Genomic DNA, 26,550 nt, shown 5'->3' on the forward strand with positions numbered 1-26,550 from the left:
CACCGCGCTGCTTAGGAGCCGCCGTATGATAATCCACTACAGTTTTCCAAATTCCCGCTCGGTGCGGGTTGCCTGGACACTTGAAGAGCTTGGCCTGGACTACCACTGCCAGCACGTAGCACTAGATAAAGGCGAGGGGCAAACCGCTGAGCACCTAGCTCGCCATCCAGATGGCAAGGTGCCAGTGATGGAAGATGGCGCGCTAACGCTGTTTGAGTCGGCACCTATCTGCCGCTATTTGGCTGAGCAGTACGGTAACGGTAATTTACTGCCAGAAAGCGCCGCTGAACGCGCACAGGTCGATCAGTGGCTAAGCTTTATCGTCACTGAAGTCGAGCAGCCGCTATGGCTACAGGCCAAGCATAAATTCGCTTTACCTCAAGATAAGCGCGTACCTTCAGTATTGCCTACCGCCGCTTGGGAATTTCAGCGGGCACTGCTAGCGCTGGAGCGCCGTTATCAGGGCCAGGAAACGTTAGTCGGCGAGACGTTCACCTTGGCAGACATCTTCCTTACCCATACGTTAACGTGGGCAGCCAGCATGAAACACCGCCTGCCTGAACCTCTGGCTGCCTACCGCGCACGCCACGCTGACCGTCCTGCGCTAGCCCGTGCCATGGCTAAAGAGCAAGCAGCCGCTGAAGAGCGTTAAGTAACCGCCTGGTGGGGCAGCACAGCGCTATAAACGGCAATGTAGTGGCAGACACTTCCAGCCATTACAAATAGATGCCAAATAGCGTGGTTGTAGGGAATGGCACGCACAGCGTAGAAGATAACCCCCAGCGTGTAGATGATCCCCCCTGTAGCAAGTAGAGCGATGCCGGTCACCGATAAGCTGGCCGCCATCTCTCTTGAGGCCAACACAATCATCCAGCCCATGAGGAGATAGATCGCCACGCGTAGCACCGAAAAACGCTGTGGCCATAGCAATAGGAAGCCAATCCCTACTAGCGCTAGCGACCACACGGCGATAAATAAGACCCAGCCCGTGGTGCCGCGCATATTAACGAGCAGAAAAGGCGTATAAGTGCCCGCGATAAGTAAATAAATCGCACAGTGGTCAAGCAACTGAAAGCGTCGCTTCCAGCGCCGATGGGAAATACCGTGATAGAAGGTCGACGCGGTATAAAGCAGCACTAGCGTGGTGCCATAGAGGCTCAGACTGGCAATTTTCCATGGGTCGACATGGGCCGCTAAACTCGCCACCACCAGCAACACCACCATGCCCACTAGGCTGAGCACAGCACCCACGCCATGGGTAACACTGTGCCACCACTCTTCGATACTGCTGAATTCGCCCTGCTTGTCGGGCAGTGCATCAGGTTGTTGTTGATCGACAGCTTTCATTTTGGGGAACCCCTAAAAACCTCTTCCCCTCACTATCACCCTTTACGTTCAATATCGACATCGCTGGCCTGGGTAAAATCGTCCAACGCCATCATATGGCCAAGCTTGCCAGCTTTTGTCGAAAGGTAATGTTCATTATGAGGGTTTAGGCCAGTGGTGATCGGCAGGCGCTCAACCACATTCACGCCGTCGCGGGTTAAGGCATCTACCTTACGCGGGTTATTGGTCATTAGCTTTAATGCCGTGATACCTAAGTGGTTGAGCATCGGCACACACAGGTCATAGCGTCGCATGTCAGCCCCGAAACCAAGTTGCTCGTTGGCCTCGACCGTATCGGCACCTTGGTCTTGCAGGTGATAAGCGCGAATTTTATTTAGCAGCCCGATACCTCGCCCTTCCTGACGCAGGTAAAACAGCACGCCACGCCCCTCTTCGGCAATACGCTTAAGTGCTTCTTGCAACTGATAACCACAGTCGCAGCGCATCGAGAACAGCGCATCACCCGTTAAGCACTCGGAATGTACGCGCCCCAACACTGGCTCGCCGCCGCTCACATCGCCTAGTGTTAAGGCGATATGGTCTTTACCCGTGGCTTCGTCTTCGAAACCATGCATGGTGAATGTGGCCCAAGGCGTGGGCAGCCGGGAAGCGGCAATGAAGCGAATGGTCACAGGTTACCTCGTTGATTAACCAAACCAGCTAACCACACCGGTGTTGGCAAAATAAGAAAACAGTCTACCAGGAAGCAGCGACGGCCTCACGGTATCAACAGGGTGCGTCGATTTTTCTTAGCGGGAGAGCCGCTATGCGCCCTCTCTTTAAGTACTAGTCTTTAAGTACTAGTCCTATCTTCAAGTACAATGACTCCCTTACAATGCGGGCAAATTTCTCAAGAGCAAGTATTTATGACCACCACACCATTGCAAAATGATCGTTTTCTTCGCGCATTAGCCCGTCAGCCCGTTGACCGCACACCGGTATGGATGATGCGCCAAGCGGGTCGTTACCTGCCAGAGTATCGCGCTAGCCGTGCCGATGCTGGCAGTTTTATGGATCTGTGCCGTAATCATGACCTGGCTTGTGAAGTTACCCTGCAGCCGCTGGAGCGCTACCCGCTCGACGCCGCGATTCTCTTTTCGGATATTCTAACGATCCCTGACGCTATGGGCTTGGGGCTCTACTTCGAAACCGGTGAAGGCCCTAAATTCAGAAAAACCGTGCGCACCCCAGAAGAGGTAGCGTCGTTAACCGTTCCCAACGCCGAGCGCGACTTGGATTACGTGATGCGTGCAGTATCAACTATCCGCCGCGAGCTGAACGGCCGCATGCCACTGATTGGTTTTTCGGGCAGTCCCTGGACGCTTGCCACTTATATGGTAGAAGGCGGTTCCAGCAAAGATTTCCGCCATCTAAAAACCATGCTTTACGACACGCCAGACACCATGCACCAACTGTTGGACACTCTGGCTCAGTCGGTCACTGACTACCTTAATGCGCAAATTCGCGCTGGCGCTCAAGCGGTACAGATTTTTGATACCTGGGGTGGCGCGCTCTCAACTCCCGCCTACCTAGAATTTTCGCTGCGCTACATGGAGCAAATTGTCTCTGGCCTGATCCGTGAACATGAGGGACGCCGCGTGCCGGTTATTCTGTTCACCAAAAATGGCGGCCAGTGGCTGGAGCATATTGCCTGCGCCGGTGCCGATGCGCTGGGTATTGATTGGTCTACAGAGCTTTCCGACGCTCGTGCGCGGGTGGGCCATAAAGTGGCATTGCAAGGCAACCTTGATCCGAATGTGCTGTTCGCCCGGCCTTCTGCTATTCGCGCAGAAGTAGCCCGCGTGCTGGAAAGCTACGGCCACGGCCCCGGCCACGTGTTTAACCTAGGCCATGGTATCAGCCAGTTTACTAACCCTGATCACGTCACCGCCTTTATGGAGGCGCTGCATGATTTAAGCCCGCAGTATCATCAAAGCATTCCGACCCAGACAGATAACACGCGCCCAGGAGCAAAGTAATGAGCGATTTACGCGACGATCAGTGGTTTACCGAAGTCTTTGATAGCCACGGCAGCGCTTTCTCGCTGAAAGTCACTGAGAAGTTGTTAGATGTTCAAAGCCCTTATCAGCATCTGGAAGTGTATACCACAGAGACCTACGGCAACCTGATGGTACTTGATGGCTGCGTGATGCTGACCGATCGCGATAACTTCCTCTATCACGAGATGATCGCCCACCCGGCACTGTTCACCCATCAAGACCCCAAGCGCGTGGTGATTATTGGCGGCGGCGACTGCGGCACGTTAAAAGAAGTGTTACGTCACCCTGGCGTTGAAAAAGTGACCCAAATCGATATCGATGAAGAAGTCACTAAAGCTGCCGAGCGCTTTTTCCCAGCGCTGGTAGAAGCTAACGGTGACCCGCGTGCCGAGCTGCTGTTTGCTGATGGGGTGAAGTGGGTAGACGACGCTGCCGATGAGAGCATCGACGTGCTGATTATCGACTCTACCGACCCCGTCGGCCCCGCCGAAGGGCTGTTTAAAACTGACTTTCTAAAGCGCTGCCACCGTATTTTAAAAAATGGCGGTGTCATGGTGCAGCAGAGCGAATCGCCGCTTTACCATAGCGGCTCTATCATCCGTGAACTGCGTAACGATATGCGTGAAGCGGGCTTTGATAGCGTGGCAACGCTGCCCTTCCCACAGCCAGTGTATCCGTCTGGCTGGTGGAGCGTCACGCTGGCCGGTAAAGCTACCAGCGTTGAAAGCTTCCGCGAACAGGCTGCCGCTGAACACGAAATGCCGCTACAGTACTACACAGGTGATGCTCACCGTGGTGCACTATCGCTACCGCCTTTTATGCGTAAAGCCTTCGCATAACGCTGCGTCTGCGAATAGCCAAAAGGCCGAGCATTGCTCGGCCTTTTTTTATGGGCTTACGTTTTTGAGCTTACGTTTACTTGCCCTTTCACGTTAAGGAATAACAAATGAAAACCGTTCGTTGGTTGGGAGTAGGAATTGGTGCTTTAGTACCTGCGCTGGCTATGGCCAGCACGCTGGAAACTGTCCAAGAGCGCGATAGCGTGCGCTGTGGCGTTAACGCTGCCCAGCCAGGCTTTTCGTCATTAGATGACAATGACCAGTACCGAGGCCTGGATACCGATGTGTGCCGTGCCATTGCTGCTGCTGCGCTTGGCGACGCGTCAAAAGTAGATTTCGTGCCACTCGACTCAGTAGAGCGTTTCACCGCACTGCAGTCTGGCGAAGTCGATGTCCTATCACGCACCACTACCTGGACATCAAGCCGTGACACGACGATGGGTATGAACTTTACCGGCGTGAGTTACTACGACGGCCAGGCCTTTATGGTCGCCAGCGATCTTGGCGTGCAAAGCGCTAAAGAACTCGATGGCGCGGCAGTTTGCACCCAGTCCGGCACCACTAGCGAACTCAATCTCTCTGACTACTTCCGCGTCAACGACATGACCTATGATACCGTCGTATTTGATGCACCAGAGCAGTCGATTGCAGGCTTTGAAGCAGGCCGTTGCGATGTTTTAAGCTCTGATGCCTCCCAGCTTTATGCTCAGCGGATGCAGCTTGCTGACCCCGACATGGCGGTAGTACTCCCTGAAATCATCTCGAAAGAACCACTCGGCCCAGCCGTCCGTCAAAATGACGACCAGTGGTTCAATCTTGTGAAGTGGTCACTGTTTGCCATGCTAAACGCGGAAGAGCTTGGCGTCACGCAAGCTAATGTGGATGAGCAGCTCACCTCGGAAAATCCTGATGTCATGCGCCTGCTTGGTCAAGATGGTGACTTTGGTGAATCAATGGGCGTCAACACCGATTGGGCCTACCAAATCATCAAGCAGGTGGGTAACTACGCTGATATCTATGACCGCAATGTCGGTGCCAACTCAGACTTCAAGATTGCCAGAGGCTTAAATGCTTTGTGGAAAGAGGGTGGGATTCAGTACGCACCGCCGATTCGTTAAGCCTGCGTGTCCTTCAAGCCTATGAATCTGCCGCACTGTATTCTTAGCATTGAGTTCTTAACAGTAAGCCACACGAATTCAAGTTAACTGCAGCCTTAGCGACTACGCACCAAAATGAAGCAATCGCTAGTCGCTAGGGTCTCTTTTTGCACCAATACTTTCGTATACAGCGCGTATTTTGCGTTGAAAAGCGCTGAATTTGACGACATATCCTTTCTGGCACCTTCCTTGCTAGCTTTTAGTGTCATGCATCTGCATGCATAACGACATTAAAACGAGTAAGGGAAACGACCATGATGAATAAGAAGCACTTGGTACTGCTGGCTTCCGCTGGCGCAATTACGTTAGCCGGTGTTGCAACCGCCCACGCTGATACACTGGAAGATACACTTGAGCGCGGCGCTGTACAGTGTGGCGTCAGCGACGGCCTGCCAGGTTTCTCCGCCCCAGACGATGAAGGTAATTGGCAAGGGCTTGACGTTGACGTATGCCGTGCCGTTGCAGCAGCCGTTCTTGGCGACGCAGATGCAGTTAACTATATTTCCCTAAACGCCGTAGAGCGCTTTACGGCTCTGCAGTCTGGCGAAGTCGATGTACTGTCACGCAACACCACCTGGACCACCACCCGTGACACCACGCTAGGCCTCAATTTCACTGGCGTTAACTTCTATGATGGCCAAGGCTTTATGGTCTCTAGCGACTTGGGTATTTCCAGCGCATCTGAACTAGACGGCGCCGCTATTTGTATCCAGTCCGGCACCACGACTGAGCTGAACCTAGCTGACTACTTCCGTGCTAACGGCATGGAGTTTGACCCTATCGTCTTCGATACCTCTGAACAAACCGTTGGCGGCTTCCAGGCTGGCCGCTGTGACGTTCTGACCTCCGACACTTCCCAGCTGGCTGCCCTGCGTATCCAGCTAGACGACCCGGCTGGCGCAGTGATTCTGCCAGACGTCATCTCCAAAGAGCCGCTAGGCCCAGTGGTACGCCAAGGTGACGATGTATGGTTCAACATTGTGAAGTGGTCGCTATTCGCCATGATTAACGGCGAAGAATACGGCGTCACCAGCGAAAATGCTGAAGAAATGCTCAGCTCTGAAAATCCTGATGTTGCTCGCTTGCTTGGACAAGATGGTAACTACGGTGAAGGTATGGGCTTAGAAGCTGACTGGGCTTACAACATTCTGAGCCAAGTCGGTAACTATGGTGAAAGCTTTGAGCGCAATGTAGGTATGGGCTCTCCGCTTGAGATTGAACGTGGTGTTAACGCACTGTGGAACCAAGGTGGCTTCCAGTACGCACCGCCGATTCGCTAAGCGTCTCGCTTGACCCCGGCCCGCCGCCCTTTTCAGATAGTTACTGCATTTCTCAGGTACCTATCCCCAGGGGCTAGGCGGGCCATTTGATTGACCGTCCGTATCGCGGAGACGCCTTCCATGTCCGTAAGTCCTAACACTCGCCCCGCTGGCCACAAGCCGCCGTTCTGGCGAGACCGTGCCAAACGTGCGCTTATCTTCCAGCTACTTCTTGTCGCTGCTGTAGCAGCCTTTTTGCTTTACATTGTCGGTAATGTCCAAGACAACTTATCCGCACGTGGCATCACCACTGGGTTTGGTTTCTTAGGCAACACCGCAGGCTTTGGGATTGTACAGAGTCTGATCGACTACTCCTCTCAGAGCACTTATGGCCGCACTTTCCTAGTTGGCTTGCTGAATACACTGTTAGTCGGTGGACTAGGGGTACTAGCCGCTACGATCATCGGCTTTATTGTGGGTATTGCTCGCCTGTCACCTAACTGGCTGCTGGCGCGTTTAGCCACCGCCTATATCGAAACCTTCCGTAATATTCCGCTGCTACTGCAAATCTTCTTCTGGTACTTTGCCGTGCTACGCACGTTGCCGAGCGCCAGAGATAGCATGGCATTCGGCGAAGCAATTTTTCTTAACGTGCGCGGGCTGTATTTACCCCAACCCTTGTTTGAATCTGGCTTTGGCTTAATTCCTCTGACCTTCCTCGTCGCCATCATTGCCAGTATTGCGCTGGTGGTATGGAATAAACGCCGCCATGAAGCCACAGGTAAACGTCTGCCGGCTTACTGGATCTCGTTTGTACTTATTTTTGGTTTACCGCTGTTAGTACTCGTCGCTACCGGTGTGCCGGTGACCTGGGAAATGCCGGAACTACGCGGCTTTAATTTCCGGGGCGGTATTACCGTTATTCCTGAGTTCCTCGCGCTTTGGCTGGCACTGTCGATTTATACCGCCTCATTTATTGCTGAAATTGTTCGCTCAGGTATTCAGGCAATCTCGCACGGGCAAACGGAAGCTGCCCAGGCGCTCAGCCTGCCACGTAACCTAGTACTCCGTTTGGTGGTGATCCCGCAGGCGCTGCGCGTCATTATTCCGCCGTTGACCAGCCAGTACCTGAACTTGATCAAGAACTCGTCGCTGGCCACCGCCATCGGTTATCCCGACCTTGTCTCGGTGTTTGCAGGCACCACGCTGAACCAGACCGGCCAAGCTATTGAAGTCATTGCAATGACCATGGCGGTCTACCTAACCATCAGCCTGCTGGTGTCCATGTTTATGAACTGGTTCAACGCCCGAGTGGCACTGGTTGAACGCTAGGCCGACGGTGAGGATGTTTACATGATCCATAATCAAACAATCATTAAAGAGCGGCCAGCCCCCAGTAGCTCTGTAGGGGCGGTTGCCTGGCTACGTGCCAATCTGTTCAATGGCCCGATCAATACCCTCTTTACCCTAATCGGGCTTTACATACTGTATTTGCTGGTAGTTCCCACCGTTCAATGGGCGTTTATCAATGCTGACTGGATAGGCACTACCCGGGATGACTGCTCTAGAGAAGGAGCGTGCTGGGTCTTCATTAACGCCCGCTTTACCCAGTTCATTTATGGTTTGTATCCCCGTGAGGAAATTTGGCGCGCCAACATTGTCTTTGCGGGTTTCTTTACGCTAATAGCATGGCTTGCAATACCTCGCCTGCCTTTCAAGCGCTGGGTGGCGGTATTCGCTCTTGTCGGTTTCCCCATTGTTGCTTATGTGCTGCTACACGGCGGCTACTTTGACATGCCGCGCGTGCCTACGCATCGCTGGGGCGGCTTAATGCTGACCCTGCTGCTAGCGACGGTCGGCATGGTGGGCGCGCTGCCAATCGGTATTGTACTGGCGCTGGGACGACGCTCTAACATGCCCATTGTCAAAAGCTTCTGCGTCGTATTTATCGAGTTCTGGCGCGGTGTGCCACTGATTACCGTACTGTTCATGGCCTCGGTAATGTTGCCGCTTTTCCTACCCTCTGATATGAGCGTCGACCGACTGGTACGGGCGCTGATTGGCTTAACACTGTTCCAAAGCGCTTACATGGCCGAGGTTATTCGTGGGGGGTTGCAGGCCATCCCAAAAGGCCAGGAAGAAGCGGCGGCTGCGCTAGGCATGACCTACTGGAAGCGGATGGGACTGATTGTGCTTCCTCAGGCGCTGAAAATGATGATTCCCGGCATCGTGAATACCTTCATTTCGCTGTTTAAAGACACCACCCTGGTCATGATCATCGGGCTATTTGACCTATTGGGGATCGTGCAAGCGGCGCTGGCCGACTCACGCTGGCTTGGCTTCTCGCTGGAAGGCTATGTGTTTGCCGCCTTCATGTTCTGGATCTTCTGTTTCAGCATGTCGCGCTATAGCCAGTATTTAGAACGCAAGCTGCACACCGGCCATAAGCGCTAACGCCGCTTTTATTAACGATTTTTAGCAGGATAAAGACATGACTCAAGCAGCCACCAACATCTCTGATACTCGTACTTCTGACCTGATGGTTGAAATGCGCGGCGTTAACAAATGGTACGGCGATTTCCACGTGCTGCGCGATATCGATCTGGAAGTAAAGCGCGGTGAGCGTATTGTTATTTGCGGGCCCTCAGGCTCGGGCAAATCTACGTTGATTCGCTGTATCAACCACCTAGAAGAGCATCAGCAAGGCGATATCGTGGTAGGCGGTGTACCGCTTACCCAAGACGTTAAGCGTATTGAGCAAATCCGCCGTAGCGTGGGCATGGTATTCCAGCACTTTAATCTCTTCCCCCACTTAACGGTGCTGGAAAACTGCTGTATCGCACCCATGTGGGTGCAAAAAAAGCCGCGCCGCGAGGCAGAAGAAATGGCCATGCAGTACTTAGAGCGGGTACGTATTGCCGAGCAGGCACTTAAGTACCCAGGTCAGCTTTCCGGCGGCCAGCAGCAGCGGGTAGCCATAGCCCGTTCGCTGTGCATGCACCCTGATGTCATGCTGTTCGATGAACCCACCTCGGCCCTTGACCCAGAAATGATCAAGGAAGTACTCGACGTTATGGTTGAACTGGCCAATGAAGGCATGACCATGCTGTGTGTGACCCATGAAATGGGCTTTGCCAAAACCGTCGCTGACCGGGTGATTTTTATGGACCAAGGGCAAATCATCGAAGAAAACGCCCCCGAGCCGTTCTTCAATAACCCGCAGTCAGAACGTACCCAGCTATTCTTAAGCCAGATTCTAGGGCACTAAGTAAAGCGACTGATAAGACGATGGGCCTCAGCGTAGGCCCATTTTTATCTTTAGTTTATCGCTAGCGACGCCGACTCACCGGCACAAGAGAGACCATTCAAAATGGAAAAGCTATTTATTGATCGTGCGCCACAGCCGATTGCCCCCTTTTCGCACGCTTGCCGAGTGGGCGATTTAGTATTTATTACCGGCCAAATGCCCACCGTACCTGAAACCAACGAAATGCTGCTGGGGACATTTACCGAACAAACCCACCGCGTGATGCAAAACCTAGCGATCGTGTTAGAAGAAGTGGGCAGCGACTTTAAATATGTCGTGCAGTCACGGGTCTTTATTACCAACATGGGCCATTTTGACGAGGTTAATCGCGTGTACGCCAGCTACTTCAAGCAACCTCTGCCAACCCGCACCTGTATTGGGGTGACAGGCCTTGCCGGTGGTGCCGATGTCGAAGTAGATATGATTGCTTGGATTCCTCCCGCGCCAAAAACCGACTAATCACCCAGCAGGGTAATACTGGCAGGCTGCAGGGCTAACTGTTCACGGTGTTGCGCCAGCGGCCTATCGGCGAGCGCCGTGAGTAGTATTTGTAACGGGTCGCCATGACTAACCACTAGCACTGTTTCGCCTTCACAGCGGCGTTCTAGCTCATTAATCACTGCGCACATCCTCGCAGCCACCTTGCTAACTGGCTCCACCTGGTGCTGTTGATGCTCAGCATCCTGGGCGTCTAGCGCCCATACATCAGGATAATAGCGATCCGCTTGGCCATCGAATTCACCGAAGTAGCGTTCACGCAGACGCTCCTCTTTTTCCAGCGTTAAATCAAACACACTGGCGACTCTTTCAGCAGTTTGTGTGGTTCGCAGAAAGTCCGAGTGCACCACCTTGGTAGGCGTCGGCCACCGCCACTGCTGAGCAACAGCCAATAGTTGCTTTTCCCCCAAAGGTGACAAGCCAAAATCGTATAGACCACGCTCAGGTGAACTAATAATGAGCCCCCGTTCATTCGCTTGGCTGTGACCATGACGCATCAAAAGATAACGGTTTCGCCAAAAGCAAAGTGGCTTAGAAGATTCTGCCGACATTTTTTCCCTATTAATTTTTTCCCTGAATCATGGATGTTTGACCAAATGCCAAACGCTTGCCATGGTTAGAGAGTAACTAACGACAAGGAGGACGTACGACGATGACCACCTATATTGTGGTAGCTGACGCCGCTCGTGCACGCATTTTTACTCGTGATGCATTACAACTTGCTGAACATGAAAGCCTTGTACACGCAGCAGGCAGGCTGCATGAAGGCGACTTAATTACTGACCGCCGCGGTGCCGATGTCCATGAATCCACGTCAACGTCGTCGCGCTCATCAGGAGAGGAAGGCGCTGCCTCACACCATGAAAATGAGCTGTTTGCCAAGGAAGTTGCCAAGCGCTTATATGGGGCACGGGTCGATAACAGCATGGAAAAACTCATCATGGTTGCGCCGCCTAAATTTCTTGGTTTGCTGCGTGAAAAACTCGACAACACCACCCAAAAGCTGGTCATTCATACGCTTTCAAAGGATTTGAGCAAAGCCTCTCTTGCCGATATTCAACATGCCGTAAGCGACTTACGCTAACGTTTTCACCGTCACTCGTTCTTTTTCTGAATAGGATGCTTTTCAACTAAATTTCAGCTAAAGAAGTTGTCGCTCTCGCCGATAGTCGTCTGATCCCCTGACGAAGTTGAGAGCGACCATGTTTTCCTCCCTACGCGCACGCATTTTATTAGCCGCCCTGACCGCTATTGTGTTAGCTCTGATTATTAACGGCATCGCTAGCTACACCACTGTAAAATTCCATAACACTCAGCAAGTAAGCAGAAACCTCAATGCTGTTGTCGATGGTAACACCCAAGCAATTAATGAGTGGTTTAACGCCCGTTATACAATGCTGGCTAGCATGGAAGATGCGGCAAGCAGTAGCGACCCTCTTGTCGCTCTGCGCCAGCTGGCTAACTCTGGCAACTTTTTAACCTCTTATCTGGCCTATCCTTCCACATCTGACGCGGTTTTCTCTGACGGCTGGCAACCACCTAGTGATTACGACCCACGCCAACGGCCGTGGTACGAGGCTGCTGCAAAAGCACAAGACACCATTATCACAGCCCCTTATGTGGACGCTCAAACCGGTGGATTAGTCGTTACCTTTGCTCGCCCTTTTTATCGTAATGGTCAGCTCGCTGCTGTCATTGGTGCTGATATTACAATAGAAGACGTTATTGAAATTGTCGCCAGCATTGCCCCGACACCTTCAAGCTTTGGCTTTTTGACGACGGAAGATGGCACGCTTGTAGCGCATCCTGACGCTCAACTAACGCTTGAGCCCTCTTCAGTATTGAGCAGCGATCTTACCAACGACAGTCTGGCTCAGATTATCCAAGCCGAAGAGCCCCAAGCGCTTGAACTACAAGACAGTGCCAAGCTGCTAATGGGAAGTACCGTTGGCGGCAGCAGTGGCTGGCAGCTGGTGGTAGCGCTTGATGAATACGAAGCGACCGCTGGTCTGCGTGCCATCGCGACAACCTCGATCATTACCCTGCTCGTCGTCGCCGCCATTACCGCAGTGGTATTTAGCCTACTACTTTCCCTACTGCTTCGCCGCTTGCTAGGCGTGCGTAATGCAATGGATAACATTGCTTCCGGAGAAGGTGATTTAACCCAGCGCCTGCCGGAAGAAGGCAACGATGAAGTGACCCAAATTGCCAGCGCTTTCAACAGCTTTGTTGGCAAAATGGAAGCCGTATTGATTGATGTACGCACAAGCAGTGAAGCTGTTCACCATGCGGCTAATGAAATTGCCATGGGCGGTCAGGATTTATCGCGCCGCACCGATAACGCTGCGTCTAGCCTGCAGCAAACGTCTGCATCGGTTGAGCAAATCACCAGCACGGTTCAGCACACCGCTGCCTCTGCGCAGGAAGCCAACCAACTTTCCAATGAGGCGTCAAACGTCGCGAAAGAAGGTGGTCAAGTGGTGGCAAATGTCGTTACCACGATGGAAGACATTACCCATGCTTCCGATAAAATTGGCGACATTGTCACATTAATGAACAGCATTTCGTTTCAAACCAACCTGCTGGCACTTAACGCTTCGGTAGAAGCTGCCCGAGCAGGTGAACATGGCCGAGGTTTTGCAGTCGTTGCTGATGAAGTACGTAAGCTAGCAGGGCGCAGTAGCGAAGCAGCCAATGATATCCAAAAACTGATTGAGGATTCGCAAACCAAAGTCAATAAAGGCACCTCGCTGGTGCGCAACGCAGGTGCAACGATGCAGGATATCGTGGCCCATATTACCCGCGTGACGGAGGTACTTGCCGAAATTAACGCGGCCACCAGCGAGCAGAGCGATGGCATTAACCAAGTCAACATTGCGGTTGCTGAGCTTGACCGTATGACCCAAGAAAACGCTGCAATGGTGGAAGAGTCCACGACCGCTGCCGAACAGCTAAAAGAGCAAGCTGAGCATCTCTCGGGGACGATCAGCAGCTTTAAGCTGTCGCATGCCACTACACCGGCTCTCCAGGTGCCCTATCAAGCGTCTGCCAGCCAACATCGCCATATTGCCTAAGGAATATGCTATGCATTTTCGCTCGTTACGCTCTTTTGTCGTGGCACTGGCAGGCCCCTGCCTGCTAGCCATTGTGGCTGCACTGGTGGTGTATAACCTGATCGCCGCCACTCATACCCAGCAAACCGTGGATGAGCATACCAGTGAACTCATGAACAGCGCGCTGGATGCCCGCTTAAATGCGATTGCCGATGCCGAGGGACGACGCATTCAACGCGAGCTGGATAAAGCGATGACGCTAGCCAAGCAGCTCGCCACGACCAACGCGTTAATGGGCGTAGAAGACGCAGAAGGCCAGCGTGCGCTGTACTTAAGCCGCCGACAGCTCTCCAACTTAGTACGGCAAACAGTTGCTGATAACCCTGAACTTTTGGATGCCTATATTGGCTGGGAACCCAATGCCTTTGGAGACGACGCACGCTACGCGGGTGACGAGCGCTACGGTCATGACGGCAGCGGCCGCTTTATGCCCTGGTGGTACCGCACGGAAGAGGGTGAGTTAGCCATACTCCCGTTAGGTGACGACATGGAAAGCGAGACGCGTCTGGCCAGCGGCGTGCGTGAAGGAGAGTACTACCTGTGTCCGCGTGAAACCTTGACCGCCTGTATTATTGACCCGGCAGCGTACGACTTTGGCGGCGAGACCCAGCTAGTCACCTCGTTCAACGCACCGATCTTGGTGGATGGCGAATTTCGCGGAATCGCAGGGGTTGATTTAGCGCTTAACTTTATTCAAACCCTGTTAAGCGATGCTAATCAAGCGCTTTACAACGGCGCAGGACGGATGACACTAGTGGCAGGGCGTGGCGGTTTAGTTGCCGATACCGCTAACCAGGACTCCCTGGGGGCACACGCTAGCGACTCCCTAAATGCCACTCTGTTGGCAGGTATTGAACAAGCCGCTACTCAGGGGAGTCTCCAAAGCAGTATGGCGGACGGTATGCTTCAGCGCTATCAGCCGATCACCCTTGGCGACACTGATCAGCCCTGGGTGCTGGTACTACAGCTGCCTGAATCAGTGGTATTGGCCGAGCTGAACGCCTTGCAAGATGTGCTCAGTGAACAGCGTCAACAAAACACCCTGGGCATGACGCTGGTGGGGCTGCTGTTGGCAGCCATTGGTGTTGCCGCACTGTGGTGGATTGGTGGACGCATCGCACGTCCCCTTAAGCGCTTGGCTAATCGTATGGAAGAGATCGCCACGGGACATGGCGACCTGACCCAACGTTTGCCGGTTCATGGCCGCGATGAAAGTGCAGCTGTAGCAACACAGTTCAATGCCTTCGCAGAGAAAATCCAAGCCATTTTGCTGGATGTCCGACGCAGCAGCGAAGCAGTCAACCACGCGGCCAATGAGATTACCCAAGGGGGGCACGACCTTTCACGGCGTACCGAACAGGCCGCCGCCAGCCTGCAACAGACATCTTCTGCCATGGAAGAGATCAGCAGTACCGTTGGTCACACCACCCACGCTTCTCAGGAGGCCAGCGGGCTCTCACAAACCGCCTCTGAATTAGCAGCCCGAACAGATAGTGCATTTGAGCAGGTGGTCGCTACGATGACCGATATTCGCACTAATTCTGATGAAATTCAGAGTATTGTCAGCGTTATTGATGGCATCGCTTTCCAAACCAATCTGCTAGCGCTAAACGCCTCTGTAGAAGCAGCTCGTGCTGGGGAGCATGGCCGTGGGTTTGCCGTCGTGGCGGATGAAGTCAGGCAACTGGCCTCTCGCAGCAGTGATGCCGCCAAAGACATCCGTCAACGCATCAATGCCTCGGCAGGTAAGGTAGAAAGCGGCACTCAAATGGTGCGCGATGCAGAAGCAGCGATGCATGAGTTAGCCCAAAGCGTAACGCGAGTGACCCAAATGCTTGGCGATATCAGCACGGCAGCGAGGGAACAAAATGATGGCATCAGCCAGGTAAGCATTGCCGTCACCGACCTTGATCAGATGACTCAGCAAAACGCGGCCCTGGTGGAAGAGTCCACCACTGCTGCCGAACAGCTAAAAGATCAGGCTGAGCGGCTCGATGCATTGGTAGGCGGCTTCATACTCGAAGCGAATAGTAGTCGCCAGGATCAACCCACCCTGCCTGCGCCAACGCCTGCGCGACAGTACTAATCAACCCCAACGAGGGATAGTAAAACAGATCCATTAGGCCACGTTGATATTAAGCGGTATAACACCTGGCCTAGGGGATCGGCGGTAAAGGGATGTCATCACTGCGCTTGGCACCCGCCGTCATCTCACGGCAAAGCCGCAAGAACTCGCGCACGCCGGTGGTGAGATACTTGTGACGGTGCCAAATAAAGGTGAACTGACGTTTTAAGTCTAACTCCGGTGTTGGCAGCGGCACTAAGCTGCCACGCCGGAAAGCATCACGCAGCGCGAGCCTGGAAACGCAGCCAATGCCCAGGCCCGACTCTACCGCCCGCTTAATGCCCTCGGTATGTTCAAGCTCCAGCAGGGTATTAAACCGGCTACGCCGATGCCGCGCGGCATGCTCAAGGGTCATGCGAGTGCCAGAACCCTCCTCGCGCATTATCCAATCTTCTCGCAGCAGTTGTTCCAACTCCAAGTGTTCACGCCCTGCCAACGGATGGCGCGGTGAGCAAAACACACACAGCTCATCCTCTACCCAGGGCTGGCTGATAATCATATCGTCGTCGCACTGGCCTTCAATCAACCCTAAATCAAGCGAGTGCTGGCGCACACTCTCAATAATGTGGCGCGTATTACGCACCGCTAAGCGCACCCGACTACCGGGATAGCGCTGCATAAAATCACTAATCAATAAAGTCGCTAAATAATTACCTATAGTCAGCGTTGCCCCCACCTCCAACGCGCCCACCCCTTGCTGGCCTCGCAACAACTCTTCCACTTCTTCCGCCCTATCCAGCAAGGCAACCGCTTTAGGCAACAGCTGAAAGCCCAACGCATTGAGTTTTAGACGCTTGCCAATGCGGTCAAGCAGTTGGCAGTCAAATTGACGCTCAAGCTCCGCCAGCGCTGTGCTGGTGGCAGATTGAGACATAGCAAGGGCACGCGCCGCCTGAGAAACACTTTCGTGTTGGGCGACGGCTACAAAGACTTCTAACTGGCGCAAGGTGTAATGCATAGCAGCGACCTATCTTGATTCGGCATTTATATCTATTTTTTAGATAAGGGTTATCAGTATAATTTGCTTAACAGATAACCCTCTCTTTATTTATAATCATAGGCAACATATTTAGCCATTTTTTATACTTTTTTAGAATATGGCAGACGAGGCTTACGCCACTCTGCCCATTGGAGGAGTCAGCATGAGCAAGTTTGCCTTGGAAGAAGTTCTCAGCGTTCACCACTGGAACGACACTCTGTTCAGCTTTCGCACTACCCGTGAACGCAGTCTGCGCTTCAAAAACGGCCAGTTTGTTATGATCGGCTTGGAAGTCAACGGTAAACCGTTGATGCGTGCTTACTCCATTGCCAGCCCCAATTACGAAGACCATCTAGAATTTTTCAGCATCAAAGTACCCGATGGCCCGCTTACCTCGCGCTTGCAGCATCTAAAAGTTGGCGACCAAATTATGGTCAGCCGTAAGCCTACCGGCACGCTGGTATGCGATGACCTGCTACCGGGCCGCAACCTTTATATGCTTTCCACCGGCACAGGCCTCGCACCATTTATGAGTCTGATCCAAGACCCTGAAGTGTACGAGCGCTTTGAAAAAGTGGTGCTGATACATGGCGTGCGCGAAGTGTCTGAGCTGGCTTACGCCGACTTCATTACCAAAGAGTTACCTGCGCACGAATATCTGGGCGATGACATTGCCGAGAAACTGGTGTACTACCCCACGGTTACCCGTGAAGAGTTTCACACCATGGGGCGCCTGACCGACCACATTCGCAGCGGCAAGCTGTTTGAAGATACCGGTCTTCCGCCGATTGACCCACGCCAAGACCGCGCGATGATTTGCGGTAGCCCCGCCATGCTCGACGACACTAGCGCACTGCTAGACGAGCTGGGCTTGAATATTTCCCCGCGCATGGGCGAGCCGGGCGACTACGTGATTGAGCGCGCCTTTGTTGAAAAGTAAGCAGTAACAAGCAAGAAATTGGCGGCTAGGTAAGCGACCGCCAACTAATAACAACGCCCCGCTAAACAACACCATTTAGCGGGGCGTTTTGGTAACGTTAGGCAGCTAGGCCTGTCGCGGTTAAACCGCGTCTTTACCGGTTTCACCAGTACGAATACGGATTACCTGCTCCAGTGGCATTACAAAGATTTTACCGTCACCAATCTTACCGGTGTTTGCCACTTGAGTGATGGCATCAATCACCTGCTCGGCCATATCGTCATCAACGGCTACTTCTAATTTCACCTTGGGCAGAAAATCCACCACGTACTCTGCGCCACGGTATAGCTCAGTATGGCCTTTCTGACGGCCAAAGCCCTTCACTTCCGTTACCGTAATGCCCTGCACGCCGATATCAGAGAGCGATTCGCGTACGTCATCAAGCTTAAACGGCTTGATAATGGCTGAGATCAATTTCATTGCGACATCCTCTAGCTTGGTGGCCTTTTATCAAAGGGTGGCGGGACACTGCTGTTAGCCAAGCCCGTTAGCGTTAAGCATACACCGCTACCGGCAGAGAATAAAAAATCAACGCCATGGATTGTAAGAATACACTAAAACAAAAAGGCCTCCCTATAGGGAGGCCGAAAGAACACGCCAGCTCACTTCATTAGCGCAGGCTTATTTCTTAACACTAAACTCAGGGTAAGCTTCAAGACCACACTCGGCGATATCGACACCTTCATACTCTTCTTCTTCGCTAACGCGAATTCCCATGATGGCTTTCAGTACCAGCCAAACCACAAGACTTGCCACGAATACCCAGCCAAAGATACCGACGATACCAATCAGCTGTGCACCGAAAGAAGCATCACCATTGGTCAGCGGCACTGCTAATACACCCCAGATACCCACAACACCGTGTACCGAGATTGCACCCACTGGATCATCAAGTTTCAGCTTGTCCAACGTGACAATAGAGGCGACGACGATCACACCACCCACAGCACCAATCACAGCAGCGCCCAGTGCAGAAGGAGACAGCGGATCAGCGGTAATCGCCACTAGACCTGCTAACGCGCCGTTCAGTGCCATAGTAAGGTCAGCTTTACGGAACCACAGCTTGGCAAGAATCAGTGCCGCTAGAACGCCACCCGCAGCGGCTGCGTTGGTGTTCACAAATACTTGAGCAACGTTGTTAGCAGAGCTGATATCAGACATTTTCAGCTCAGAGCCACCGTTGAAACCGAACCAGCCCATCCACAGAATGAAGGTACCCAGGGTCGCCAGCGGCATATTTGCGCCTGGAATCGCATGGATCGAGCCATCTTTACCGTACTTACCTTTACGTGGGCCAAGCACTAAGACACCAGCTAAGGCAGCGGCTGCACCAGCTAAGTGAACAATGCCGGAACCCGCATAGTCAGAGTAACCCACTTCAGACAACCAGCCGCCGCCCCATGTCCAGTAACCAGATACTGGGTAGATAAAGGCTGTCATCACCACGGCGAAAGCTAGAAATGCCCACAGTTTCATACGCTCGGCAACCGCACCCGACACAATCGACATGGCGGTTGCGACAAACACTACCTGGAAGAAAAAGTCAGAGCGCATGGAGTAATAAGGTGCATCGTCACCACCAGCCGTCACCGCATCAACGCTATTTTCAGTGCCGATCAGGAAGCCAAGGTTAGGTAAGAAGCCACCTGCGCTGCTGGAATACATAATGTAGTAACCCACCAGTAAGTACATGGTGCAGGCAATCGCAAACAGCGCGATATTTTTGGTCAAAATCTCGGCGGTATTTTTTGAACGCACCAAACCCGCTTCAAGCATCGAGAAGCCAGCGGCCATCCACATTACGAGCACGCCGCAAATTAAGAAGTAAAACGTATCGAGCGCATAGCTCAAATCAGCTAACTCATTCATGAGGTGTTCCCCGTTGTACTAAGAGAAGTTATACGTAAAAACAGTCCGGAAAGTGTTGATCACACAGCGTCTGCGCCGCGCTCACCGGTACGAATACGGATCACATCTTCTAATGGCGTTACAAACACCTTGCCGTCGCCAATTTTGCCACTGTTAGCTGCGCTGCAAATGGCATCGAGAACGCTCTCCAAGCGCGCATCATCGACAGCAACCTCTACTTTTACTTTAGGTAGGAAATCGACCACATACTCCGCGCCACGGTAAAGCTCGGTATGCCCTTTTTGACGGCCAAAGCCTTTGACTTCAGTAACCGTAATGCCCTGAACGCCGTTATCGGCGAGCGCTTCACGAACGTCGTCAAGCTTGAATGGCTTGATGATAGCGGTGATGAGTTTCATCCCGGATCTCCCCTGCTGGATTAGGTAGCGGCAGCGCCGCCCGAGTTAAGTACTTACCTCGTCAATGCGCATACCGTGCCACTCAATTTTTTTTGCTTAAAAGTCAGCAGGTTGTTTCACATAATTTAAAATTATCTAACGGAGGGTCAGGCATAGCAGCATTTGCCATTAGCTGCTTGCACCATAAAAGAACATTAACAAAAGCGAGACGCTTCATTTCGATGCAGCAGCCCAATTGCGAAAGGACTGAGGCTAAATTGCAAACGACGCATGCGTATTGGCGACGGGTTGCGTATCCTTATTAATAAGCAGTGCACATTTATGCGTGGACATTTAAGGAGAGAGCGATGGCGCCTCAAGATCGCATTAGCCGTTTAGCCCAGCAAATCGGGGATCGTCTGCAAAACGCATCCCAAGCCCCAGAAGACATTCAAAAGGGCGTACAGCAGGTGGTACGCGGTGCCTTTGACCGGCTGGAACTGGTGTCACGGGAAGACTTTGATATTTTGATGGATGTACTACAGCGCACGCGCTCACGCGTTGAAGCGCTGGAGCGGCAGGTAGCCAGCCTTGAGGCAGCAGTGGAAGCCTCTACGTCTACAAGCAACACCCCTGTTGAAGCAGAAGCACCACCAGCGCCCGTTCAACCACAAGGTACTAGTGCTAACAGTACCGAGCCTCCTAAAACGGATACTCCAAAGTAAGCAACATCCGTTCGCCAGCGGTGAGAGATACCAGCTGCTGGCTTCTTTATCTATTTAGCCACCATCACCATCACTCACAGTCGAAATGATGGTGATGGTGCGTCTATACGCCAATGTTGAGCACCAATAAAGGGCAGCCAAACGAATTGTTGCATCCAATCGCGAAGCAACTGCACCACGCTGCCCTCACCGTTTGGCGCCAGCGATTGATAAGGGCGCTCAGTGAATCTTGATCTGGTAAAGCACGCAGTAGATCACCGGTAGTACAATAAGGGTGAGTAGCGTGGCGACACCGAGACCACCAATCAGCGCGACCGCCATGCTGGCGAAGAATGCATCACTAATCAGCGGGATCAGCCCTAGCATGGTAGTCAGCGCAGCCATGGAAACGGGCCGGACACGACTAATGGCAGCGCGTACTACAGCGTGATAGCGATCTTTGTGCAGTGGTAGCTGCACATTGATCTCTTCTACCAGCACAATGGCATTCTTGATCACCATCCCAATCAAACTCAGTGTGCCCAGCAACGCCATAAACGAGAACGGCATCCCAGTTATCAGAAGTGCAGCGACTACCCCGACAATGGTCAGCGGTACCAAAAACCAGATCGCCAGCGGCTGACGGAAGTTGTTAAACAACACCACCGTGATGATAAACATCATTACCAAGCCAAGTGGCAGTGAGGAAAATAGGCCGCTCTGTGCTTCACCAGCAGTCTCAAATTCACCGCCCCACTCAAGTCGGTAACCGGGTGGCAGGTCAAGCGCCTCTACTTGCGGTCGAACCTGAGCCAATACACTAGCCGCAGTCACGCCACTGAGCGGGTCGGGTTCACCATATACTGCTAGCATGCGTTCGCGGTCACGGCGCATCATCAATGGGTCAGCCACCTGGGTCGTCACATCGCGCATCACTTGGTCTGCAGTGATGTAGCGCCCCTGTTCAGCGCTCCATACGTTAAGTGATCCGACGTTATCGATATCATTGCGCTGCTCGGGTATGGCCCTGGCAACAATCGGGATAAGGTCACTGCCGTCACGATAAATGCCCACCTGACTACCACTGGTACTTAGCGCCAGTGTGGCCGCCAGATTCTCACGGGTAACGCCCAGCCGTCGCGCTGTGTCTTCGGCAAAAATTGGCACCACGGCCTGAACACGGTTACGCCAGCTAGTGCGTACGCTGACCATATTGGACGTATCACTAAACAGGGCTGCAACTTGTTCACCTAGCTGGCGTAAGACAGCAGGATCGCTGCCGTATAGCCTTGCTTCAATTTTCGCTTTCGGAGCAGGGCCAACTTCCAACGGGGCAATTTTATAGTCGATATCACTGTGATCACGTTCAAGCACCGCTTCAACATCCGCCATGCGCGCTTGCTGCGTGACCTTGTCATCAGTTTCAATTATTAGCTGCGAATAGCTGGCATAACGGTCTTCCGGCGCATAGGTTAGGGTAAAGCGCTGGGCACCGCCGCCAATAACGGTGGTAAGGTGGCGTACACCGTCCATGTCCATGACCACGTCTTCAAGTTCAGCGACCCGCCGTTCAGTTTCCAGAATATCGGTGCCTTCTGGTGTGCGGTAATCGACAAAGAAGAGAGGCGTATTCGAGGCAGGGAAGAAGGCATTCTTGACGGAACCAAAACCGACAACCGCGCCTGCCAGTATTACCAATACCAGCCCAATCGTCAGCCAACGCAGCCGGATACCCGCCACAATCACACGGCTAAATACGCGGTACACCACGCCTGTATAGGGGTCTTCGTCTGTGCTGCTAGGGGCGACATTGCGAAACAGCAGCTTGAAATAGAAAGGCGTGAGCGTCAGCGCTGTTAGCCAACTTAACAGCAATGAATACAGCAACACATAGAACAGCGAGCCGATAAATTCACCGGTGGTATCCGGCGACAACCCAATTGGTGCAAACGCCGCCACTGCAATCAGCGTGGCTGCCAGCAGCGGCCAAGCGTTTTGCTTAACCACCTGATGTGCCGACTCACGAATACTTTGGCCGCGCTTAAGGCCTACTAGCATGCCTTCGGTAACCACAATGGCATTATCGACCAGCATACCCAAGGCGATAATCAGCGCACCCAGGGAGATTTTCTCCAGTTGCAAGCCGTGGATACGCATCAACATAAAAGTGCCAATAATGGTGATCAGCAGAATAAAGCCCATCAGTAGACCGCTGCGCCAGCCCATAAACAGCATTAGCACCACAATAACGATGGACACCGCCTGAAGCAGGCTGATTAGAAAACCGGATACCGCGTCATCTACCACGCTCGGCTGGTCATAGACCACATTAAGCTCCATACCCAACGGCGAACGTGCCTCCAGTTCCTCTAGCCGTTGATCTAAGCGGGCACCTACTTCGACCACGTTAACGCCACTTTCAAACGAGATGCCTAGGGAAATGGCCGGTCGCCCCATATCACGATAGAGCAGTTGTGGTTGCTCGGCTAAGCCACGGGAAACCTCCGCGATATCGCTCAACCTCACTAACTCACCGTTGCCTTCACTGACGATGAGCGCACGTAAATCATCAATATTGGCAGAACTACCCGACGGCGTTACCCGGAAACGCTGGCCTCCCTGCTTTAAGTGTCCCGAATCGACTACCGCATTTTGCGTATCAAGCAGTTGTTGGAGTGAACTTAGAGGGATGTTCAGCGCACGTAGCCGCTCTCGGTCAACTTCTATGAAAATGCGCTCTTCCCTGACCCCCGCCAGCGACACCTTTTCAACCCCCTCCACCAAGGCGAGTTCACGCTTAAGAAACTCGGCATGACCTTTTAAGTCAGGCATGGCGTAGCCATCCCCGGTCAGGTTAATCATCAGACCGAACACATCGCCAAAATCGTCATTAACACGAGACTGACTCGCGCCTGGCGGCAAGGCAGCTTGAGCATCGCCCACTTTGCGGCGTAAGGAATCCCAAAGCTGTTGCAGCTCATCGTTTTGAACCGTGCTTTGCAGTTCAACGGTGATTTGCGAAAACCCATCAGAACTCACCGAGCTGATGCGTTTGATCGAGGGCATTTCTTGAATGGCTTCTTCCAGCGTTGAAGTAACTTCCTGCTCTACTTCTTCTGGTGTAGCGCCAGGGTACTGGGTAGTGACCAGCGCATTGCGAATGGTAAATTCAGGAAACTCAAGCTGCCCCATACCCGTGAAAGCCAGCGACCCACCTACGAGTAGCACCACGGTCATTAAATAACTAGCGGCCCGGTGGCGTAAGAAGTAATCAACCATCTTATAGCCCCTGTTCCTTGACCCATGGCGTTACCCGCATTTCCGTACTAACGCGATGGGCTCCCGCCGCCACCACACGATCATTCGCGTCCAGCTCACCACTCACCTCTAGTCCCTTAGATGTCAAACGCCCCACCTCAACTGGCACTGCCTCTAGACGGTCAGGTGATTGAAAACGCCACACCACCGCCTGCTCTGGACTATCAGCAAGATAGCTAATGGCCTCAGGCGGCAAATGCCACACGGCACTGTCGGACGCTGGTAACAGCTGGCCTAAATCAAGCCGTACGGTGGCGCTCATACCATCGAGCAGCGTGATATCGTCTGGCTGCGGCAGCCGGAGTGTTACCTCATACGCAAGGCTTTGGGCACTGGCTTGAGTGGTGTACGACGCTAGTTGCGCAAGATAAGGTTTTTCGCTGTTGCCAAACCGCACTTCAAAGGCCATCGCCGTTTCAAAGGGTGAAACACTATCACTGCGTGGTATTTGCTGAACAATTTGCTGTGGTAAATGAAAGACCACATCAAGCTGCCCTGGCTGCTGAATCACCGCCACCGTTTCTTGCACTTGAACGATCTGCCGGTTATCTACGGGCACCTGAGCAATCACGCCATCATAAGGAGCGCGTAGCTGGGTGTTTTCTAGCTGTTCTTCAGCTTGCTCAAAAGTCGCCCGAGCGGCACGCCATTCCGCCTCTGACTCATCAAACCGAGCCTGGCTGATCGCACCGCGCTCTAAGGTGTAACGCATACGCTCGCGGGTTGCTTGCGCCAACTCTAACCGCGAACGGGCGCTGTCCAACTCGCTGCGCACGTTACGATCATCAATACGGGCGATGAGAGTGCCTTCCGTTACCTGCTGGCCTGGGCTCACGTTAACCTCTAAGAGCTCGCCCGCCATGCGAAACGACAGATTGCTGCGTGTAGTGGCTTCAACCCGCGCAGGAAACTGGCGCTGCAGCGCTGCGCCAGACGCTTCCAGTGTGATCAATTTCACCGGCCGGGGAGGTTGTTCATTCTGGTCCTCGGCATCAGCGGCACCCGCCACCAGCAGCAGGACCAGCAACGCTGGAAGTAATCGAATCACAGTGTTACGCACAGCGGACTCCTCGGCGGTGTTATTAATACGCAGTCAGGGGGAATTTCACTGACATTCATGAATGTCAGTTAACGTGTATACTAATAGCCTACTGGCGACTTTGCCATTCAGTAATGCCAAAATATGGGCACTTTTTTGTTAGGAGCTGCTATGTCACGCCGCAAAGCTGAGGCTGAACGCACCCGCGAGGCCATACTTGATGCCGCAGAAACTCAGTTTCTCGCCCAAGGCGTGTCGCGCACTACCTTGGCCCATATTGCGGCGGCAGCGGGGGTTACCCGCGGTGCGATTTATTGGCATTTTGAGGATAAAGCGGCCGTATTTAATGCCCTGCTTGAGCGTGTTCGCGTGCCGCTTGATGAGATCGTCGATGAAACAGTGCTTCGTTTAGGCAATGCTCCGACTCAGTGTTTACAGGGAATTGCCCACAGTGCACTCCGCGCTATTTGCTATAACCTTCCGCTGCAGCGCGCCGCGACCATTGTGCTGCACCGCTGCGAAAAGTTAGAAGATGACCATCCGCGTATCAGTATGATTACCCAACTATCAGAGCATTCAAAAGCGCAGGTAGAACAGCTCTTCGAACAGGCTAAGCTGAGCGGCCAATTACGCCAGGGCCTTAGCCCTTCAAGTGCCCGCCTTCAGTTTCACAGCTTTTTAATCGGCGTTTGCTTTGACTGGCTGCAAGACCCACAACAGTTTGAATTGGCAGACGAATACGAGAGCATGGTCGACACCTTAATGCGAGGGATGATGGTGGACCATGCAAAACATCACGTCTAAGCCCGCTTCTTGTACCGGTTCAGCACATTATCTCGCATAGCAGCGGGCATAGAGCAGCGGGCATGGTCTTGGTTAGTTGATATCTAATAAGTAGCCATAAAATGCTGTGTTCCGCTGCCACCCTAACGACTCATAAAGCTGCTGGGCACGCTCGTTTTCCACCTGAGTCATAAGAATCAAACGCGCGACGCCATGCTCACGCGCCAGCTGGGTAGCCGCTTCCATTAATGCTCTGCCCGTGCCTTTCTCGCGACTCTCCGGCACTACAAAAAGATCGTTTAGCGTCCAACGGGCGTTTAAGCCTACTGTAGAAACCCCAGGATAAAGCTGCACGAAGCCGGTAAGGGCACCGTCACTCGTTTCGCTCACCAAGATACGTGAGTCCGCCTGCCGAAAACGCTGCTGCAAAAAGTCACGTGCCGCACCGCTATCGCTCGGCTGCTGATAGAACTGCCGATAGCCCTCCAGTAACTCGGTTAAGGTATCAAGGTCGTTAATAGTCGCTGCGCGAATTGTAATCATGCTGCCGCCTCCTAGACGTATTCCTTAGCATCTTAGTCGTAAGCTACCTTCATCCCAACGCAGTTGCTCTTGATCAAGTCAAACTGACCTCCAGTAAACAACGTATCGGCAATGAAAGACAGTCGGTGCCGCAGCATACCTGTCTTAAAAAGACAGCTAATCAGTACAACGAATCCGGCTTCCATCGGCTGACAACCAACGGCTATTTGAAAAGCACTGAGTAGAAAGTTATCAGTTAAGCTTGAATTAGCGCACCCTTCTCAACAAATACGCTA

The 26,550-nt window shown here is 53.0% G+C and carries 25 protein-coding genes; 15 read left to right on the forward strand and 10 right to left on the reverse strand.

Going from position 1 to position 26,550, the window contains the following annotated elements; all coding sequences use genetic code 11:
* Positions 1-25: 25 nt before the first annotated feature.
* Positions 26-652, forward strand: coding sequence for a glutathione S-transferase family protein (locus CR46_RS0106555; RefSeq protein ID WP_030071105.1), 627 nt, complete (start codon positions 26-28; stop codon positions 650-652).
* On the opposite strand, the gene trhA is transcribed toward CR46_RS0106555, so the two are convergent.
* Positions 649-1,347, reverse strand: coding sequence for a PAQR family membrane homeostasis protein TrhA (gene trhA, locus CR46_RS0106560; protein WP_030071107.1), 699 nt, complete (start codon positions 1,345-1,347; stop codon positions 649-651). The genes CR46_RS0106555 and trhA overlap by 4 nt on opposite strands.
* Positions 1,348-1,382: 35 nt before the next feature.
* Complete coding sequence (gene ribA, locus CR46_RS0106565; RefSeq protein ID WP_030071109.1) at positions 1,383-2,018, reverse strand: GTP cyclohydrolase II; 636 nt, start codon at positions 2,016-2,018, stop codon at positions 1,383-1,385.
* A gap of 234 nt (positions 2,019-2,252) precedes the next feature.
* On the opposite strand from ribA, the gene hemE reads away from it, so the two are divergent.
* From hemE to CR46_RS0106605, 8 genes are all read left to right on the forward strand, one after another.
* The gene (gene hemE / locus CR46_RS0106570) at positions 2,253-3,365 is read left to right on the forward strand and encodes a uroporphyrinogen decarboxylase (protein ID WP_030071111.1); all 1,113 of its coding nucleotides are present in this window, start codon (positions 2,253-2,255) and stop codon (positions 3,363-3,365) included.
* Positions 3,365-4,225, forward strand: coding sequence for a polyamine aminopropyltransferase (gene speE / locus CR46_RS0106575; RefSeq protein ID WP_009723178.1), 861 nt, complete (start codon positions 3,365-3,367; stop codon positions 4,223-4,225). The genes hemE and speE overlap by 1 nt, the downstream gene beginning before the upstream one ends.
* Before the next feature lie 107 nt (positions 4,226-4,332).
* Positions 4,333-5,343: an amino acid ABC transporter substrate-binding protein gene (locus CR46_RS0106580; RefSeq protein WP_030071112.1), complete on the forward strand. Its 1,011-nt coding sequence runs from the start codon at positions 4,333-4,335 to the stop codon at positions 5,341-5,343.
* 293 nt (positions 5,344-5,636) lie between these two features.
* Positions 5,637-6,662, forward strand: coding sequence for an amino acid ABC transporter substrate-binding protein (locus CR46_RS0106585; protein ID WP_030071113.1), 1,026 nt, complete (start codon positions 5,637-5,639; stop codon positions 6,660-6,662).
* A gap of 120 nt (positions 6,663-6,782) precedes the next feature.
* Positions 6,783-7,973 (forward strand): amino acid ABC transporter permease, encoded by a 1,191-nt coding sequence (locus CR46_RS0106590; protein ID WP_030071114.1) that lies wholly within the window; start codon positions 6,783-6,785, stop codon positions 7,971-7,973.
* Positions 7,974-7,994: 21 nt separating this feature from the next.
* Positions 7,995-9,095, forward strand: coding sequence for an amino acid ABC transporter permease (locus CR46_RS0106595; RefSeq protein WP_030071115.1), 1,101 nt, complete (start codon positions 7,995-7,997; stop codon positions 9,093-9,095).
* Positions 9,096-9,180: 85 nt separating this feature from the next.
* Positions 9,181-9,909 carry an amino acid ABC transporter ATP-binding protein gene (locus tag CR46_RS0106600; RefSeq protein ID WP_009723183.1) on the forward strand — a complete coding sequence of 243 codons (729 nt, stop codon included), beginning with the start codon at positions 9,181-9,183 and terminating at the stop codon, positions 9,907-9,909.
* Between the two features lie 102 nt (positions 9,910-10,011).
* Entirely contained in the window at positions 10,012-10,407 is a 396-nt protein-coding gene (locus tag CR46_RS0106605; protein WP_030071118.1) for a RidA family protein, read from the forward strand.
* Here CR46_RS0106605 and CR46_RS0106610 read toward each other — a convergent pair.
* Complete coding sequence (locus CR46_RS0106610; RefSeq protein ID WP_030071120.1) at positions 10,404-10,997, reverse strand: histidine phosphatase family protein; 594 nt, start codon at positions 10,995-10,997, stop codon at positions 10,404-10,406. The genes CR46_RS0106605 and CR46_RS0106610 overlap by 4 nt on opposite strands.
* Positions 10,998-11,098: 101 nt before the next feature.
* Between CR46_RS0106610 and CR46_RS0106615 the strand changes: the two genes are divergently transcribed.
* From CR46_RS0106615 to CR46_RS0106625, 3 genes are all read left to right on the forward strand, one after another.
* Positions 11,099-11,530 (forward strand): host attachment protein, encoded by a 432-nt coding sequence (locus CR46_RS0106615; RefSeq protein ID WP_030071122.1) that lies wholly within the window; start codon positions 11,099-11,101, stop codon positions 11,528-11,530.
* 118 nt (positions 11,531-11,648) lie between these two features.
* Positions 11,649-13,520: a methyl-accepting chemotaxis protein gene (locus tag CR46_RS0106620; RefSeq protein WP_030071125.1), complete on the forward strand. Its 1,872-nt coding sequence runs from the start codon at positions 11,649-11,651 to the stop codon at positions 13,518-13,520.
* A gap of 10 nt (positions 13,521-13,530) precedes the next feature.
* A complete protein-coding gene (locus CR46_RS0106625; protein WP_030071126.1) occupies positions 13,531-15,645 on the forward strand; it encodes a methyl-accepting chemotaxis protein in 2,115 nt (704 codons plus the stop codon).
* A gap of 70 nt (positions 15,646-15,715) precedes the next feature.
* Here CR46_RS0106625 and CR46_RS0106630 read toward each other — a convergent pair whose 3' ends face one another.
* A complete protein-coding gene (locus CR46_RS0106630; protein ID WP_030071129.1) occupies positions 15,716-16,642 on the reverse strand; it encodes a LysR family transcriptional regulator in 927 nt (308 codons plus the stop codon).
* 184 nt (positions 16,643-16,826) lie between these two features.
* Between CR46_RS0106630 and CR46_RS0106635 the strand changes: the two genes are divergently transcribed.
* Positions 16,827-17,603 carry a ferredoxin--NADP reductase gene (locus CR46_RS0106635; protein ID WP_030071131.1) on the forward strand — a complete coding sequence of 259 codons (777 nt, stop codon included), beginning with the start codon at positions 16,827-16,829 and terminating at the stop codon, positions 17,601-17,603.
* Between the two features lie 120 nt (positions 17,604-17,723).
* On the opposite strand, the gene glnK is transcribed toward CR46_RS0106635, so the two are convergent.
* From glnK to CR46_RS0106650, 3 genes are all read right to left on the reverse strand, one after another.
* Positions 17,724-18,062, reverse strand: a complete 339-nt coding sequence (gene glnK / locus CR46_RS0106640) for a P-II family nitrogen regulator (RefSeq protein ID WP_009098335.1) — start codon at positions 18,060-18,062, stop codon at positions 17,724-17,726.
* A gap of 201 nt (positions 18,063-18,263) precedes the next feature.
* Positions 18,264-19,511, reverse strand: coding sequence for an ammonium transporter (locus CR46_RS0106645; RefSeq protein ID WP_030071135.1), 1,248 nt, complete (start codon positions 19,509-19,511; stop codon positions 18,264-18,266).
* Between the two features lie 59 nt (positions 19,512-19,570).
* Entirely contained in the window at positions 19,571-19,909 is a 339-nt protein-coding gene (locus tag CR46_RS0106650) for a P-II family nitrogen regulator (RefSeq protein ID WP_007112359.1), read from the reverse strand.
* Between the two features lie 347 nt (positions 19,910-20,256).
* Here CR46_RS0106650 and CR46_RS0106655 point away from each other — a divergent pair, with 347 nt between their 5' ends.
* Positions 20,257-20,613: an accessory factor UbiK family protein gene (locus CR46_RS0106655; RefSeq protein WP_030071140.1), complete on the forward strand. Its 357-nt coding sequence runs from the start codon at positions 20,257-20,259 to the stop codon at positions 20,611-20,613.
* A 219-nt stretch (positions 20,614-20,832) separates the two neighbouring features.
* Here the strand turns inward: CR46_RS0106655 and CR46_RS0106660 are convergent, their stop codons facing one another.
* Together CR46_RS0106660 and CR46_RS0106665 are read right to left on the reverse strand one after the other, a co-directional pair.
* Positions 20,833-23,871, reverse strand: coding sequence for an efflux RND transporter permease subunit (locus tag CR46_RS0106660; RefSeq protein ID WP_030071142.1), 3,039 nt, complete (start codon positions 23,869-23,871; stop codon positions 20,833-20,835).
* A gap of 1 nt (position 23,872) precedes the next feature.
* Positions 23,873-24,970: an efflux RND transporter periplasmic adaptor subunit gene (locus tag CR46_RS0106665; RefSeq protein WP_030071144.1), complete on the reverse strand. Its 1,098-nt coding sequence runs from the start codon at positions 24,968-24,970 to the stop codon at positions 23,873-23,875.
* A gap of 150 nt (positions 24,971-25,120) precedes the next feature.
* Between CR46_RS0106665 and CR46_RS0106670 the strand changes: the two genes are divergently transcribed.
* A complete protein-coding gene (locus CR46_RS0106670) occupies positions 25,121-25,753 on the forward strand; it encodes a TetR family transcriptional regulator (RefSeq protein ID WP_030071146.1) in 633 nt (210 codons plus the stop codon).
* Between the two features lie 72 nt (positions 25,754-25,825).
* Here the strand turns inward: CR46_RS0106670 and CR46_RS0106675 are convergent, their stop codons facing one another.
* The gene (locus CR46_RS0106675) at positions 25,826-26,275 is read right to left on the reverse strand and encodes a GNAT family N-acetyltransferase (protein ID WP_030071148.1); all 450 of its coding nucleotides are present in this window, start codon (positions 26,273-26,275) and stop codon (positions 25,826-25,828) included.
* Positions 26,276-26,550: the final 275 nt, after the last annotated feature.

Origin of the sequence: Vreelandella neptunia, assembly GCF_000712975.1 — a bacterium.
Classification (GTDB): Bacteria; Pseudomonadota; Gammaproteobacteria; order Pseudomonadales; family Halomonadaceae; genus Vreelandella; species Vreelandella qaidamensis.